At 71.1% G+C, this 2,394-nt stretch carries 2 protein-coding genes; both read right to left on the bottom strand.

What is annotated here, in order from left to right; all coding sequences use genetic code 11:
• Nucleotides 1-138: 138 nt before the first annotated feature.
• Nucleotides 139-1,470 (bottom strand): radical SAM protein, encoded by a 1,332-nt coding sequence (locus tag G3I40_RS16325; RefSeq protein ID WP_164302883.1) that lies wholly within the window; start codon nt 1,468-1,470, stop codon nt 139-141.
• Between the two features lie 110 nt (nt 1,471-1,580).
• Nucleotides 1,581-2,276 (bottom strand): pyridoxamine 5'-phosphate oxidase family protein, encoded by a 696-nt coding sequence (locus tag G3I40_RS16320; RefSeq protein ID WP_164302882.1) that lies wholly within the window; start codon nt 2,274-2,276, stop codon nt 1,581-1,583.
• Nucleotides 2,277-2,394 lie beyond the last annotated feature (118 nt).

The raw sequence follows: 2,394 nt of genomic DNA, 5'->3' as shown, positions 1-2,394 counted from the left end.
GCCAGACCCGGATCGCCGTCCTGTCCGCGCTGCTGTCGGACGCGGCGCCCGCCACCCGCACCGATCTGCTGCGCCGGCTGATCTCGGCGCCCGCCGCCGACGAGCGGGCCGCCGCCTGAGGTCCGGGGCCGCGCGGCGTTACGCCTGCGGCGTCTCCACCGACTCCGAGTTCGGCGCCAGGCTGTCCATGAACGAGCTGACGGAGAACACGGCACGGCCCGCGCCCGCGGGACCGTATCCGGGCGGCGACGACAGGCCGTACTCGTCCATGGTCGAGCGGTAGGCGTCGAGCAGCCGGATGTGGTACTCCAGCGGCGCGCCGTTCGGGTTCTCCTTGCCGAGCGGCGTCGTCGGCTCGGGGCACCAGGTGGTGAAGCGCGGCGTGATGCCGTTCGACATGAAGAAGCGCAGGCCCTCGGTGGTGGAGGCGATGGCCTCGTCGACCGTCTTGAAACCGAACGGCTCGGCCATCTCCACGCCCGCCACGAAGTTCGGGATCACGTTGCGGGCGCCGAAGACGTCGCGCGAGTCGAGGATCCGCCGGTGCCACTCGTCGCGGCCGACGTAGCGCTCCTTGCCCGGGCAGTACATCTTGAACAGGTACTCGTCCCACACCTCGAAGTTGGGGTGGTAGATCTGCACGCCGTAGTCCTTGAAGCGCTGCACGTCGTCCTTGGGCAGCGCCTGGGCGACGACCTTGCCGATCCAGCGGCCGGGGAAGTGCTCCTCGATGGCCTTGGCGTAGCGGCCGTAGAAGTCGGCCTCGTCCAGTCCCTGGACCTTCGACGTGATCGCGCCGCCGGTGAGCGTGTACGCGGTGGATGCCTTCGCGGTGTCGTACTGGTTGATGATGTCGAGGGCCTCCAGGACCTCGTCCACGTCCTTCACGCCCGTGTAGGGGCGGCCGGCCGCCTTGTGCTGGCGCCAGTTGTGGTTGATGTCGCAGTACTGGCACTCCTCCTTGGCGCCGAAGTACTGGCAGACGCGGAACGCGGTCAGGTAGATCAGGTAGCCCCACTGGATGGTCGGGGCCACCTCCATGACCGACTTCCCGTTGGAGAGCTTGTGCCGGTAGTACTCCGGCATCGGCGGCACGCCCACGTCGGAGATCCGCTTGCCGTCGAGGTAGAGGCCGAGCATGCCGTCCTCGTTCGACGCCACGCGGTACGGCGACGACGGGTTCACGCGGACCGAGACGACCGTGCGGCGCAGGTCGTAGGGGCCGCCGGTGAGGACGATCTCCTCGGGCGGGCGGCGCAGCGCGGCCTCGCCCAGCTCGGGCAGCGTGCCGTGGTCGAAGGAGAAGATGAAGTACGACTTCGGCTTGACCTCGCCGTCCTCGTTGTCACTGAGCGCCGACGGGTCGAAGGCGACACCGCCGCGCAGCAGGTCCTCCTTGAAGACCGCTTCCTTCGGCACGTGCGGGAAGCGCTCCATCAGGTCCTCTACCAGCGCCGTACGGCTCTGCATCCCGTTTTCTCCTTGCTCCTGCGACGTGCTCCTGCGACGGTCCTACCGTTCCACGGTATGCCCCCGCCGGGCGGCCGCGGACAGGTGGGGTGCGTTGGCCGCCGCGCCCCTCAGCCCTGCCGCGTCCCCGCACGGGCCACGACGTGCGCGGGGGCGGTGATGCCGTGCGGCAGCAGCGGGTCGGCGGTGGGGGCGCCCCAGCGGGAGGTCAGCGGGAGGGTGCCGGCCCACAGGCCGAGCTCGGCGTCGGGCGAGCGGCCGTCGTCCGGCGGGCCCGCGCTGATCTTGACGGAGGCCTCCTCCAGGGACAGGGCGAGGACGGTCGTGGCCGCGAGCTCCTTGCGGTTCGGGCGGCGGGCGTAGTCCCACTGGCCGGGGGCGCAGTGGTGGGTGAGGACGCGCAGCGCCTCGGTCTTCTCGGCGTCGTCGGTGACGGGGCGCGGCACGCCGTAGATCATCGCGCAGCGGTAGTTCACGCCGTGCTCGAAGACGGAGCGGGCGAGGACGAGGCCGTCGACGTGCGTGACGGTCACGCATATCTCGGCCTCCGGGTCCGCGGCCAGGCTGCGGCTGGCCACCGACCCGTGCACGTACAGCTGCTGCCCGTCGCGGCCGTAGACGGTGGGGACGACCATCGGGGTGCCCTCGACGACCACCCCCAGGTGACAGACGAAGCCCGCGTCGAGGATCGCTTCGAGATCGGAGCGTTCGAAGCTCGCGTTCTCCTTCATCCGGCGCAGGCGGGTCCGGTCGGTGGGGGGCAGGGTGTGCGACGGCGAGGTGTGCGGCGGCTCGGTGTGCGTCATGCGCCGGACAGTACTCCGGCGCCGTCGGGTGGCGATCACCGGTGCGGGCCCCGGGCCCGTGCGGCGGTGGGCGCGCCGCCGTGGCCGTGCGGGGATCTGCGGCGGGCCATGTCCGGGA

This window comes from Streptomyces sp. SID14478 (assembly GCF_010548525.1).
Classification (GTDB): Bacteria; Actinomycetota; Actinomycetes; order Streptomycetales; family Streptomycetaceae; genus Streptomyces.
Note: the sequence above shows the minus strand (reverse complement) of the source record. Positions and strands in the feature narration are given on the sequence as shown.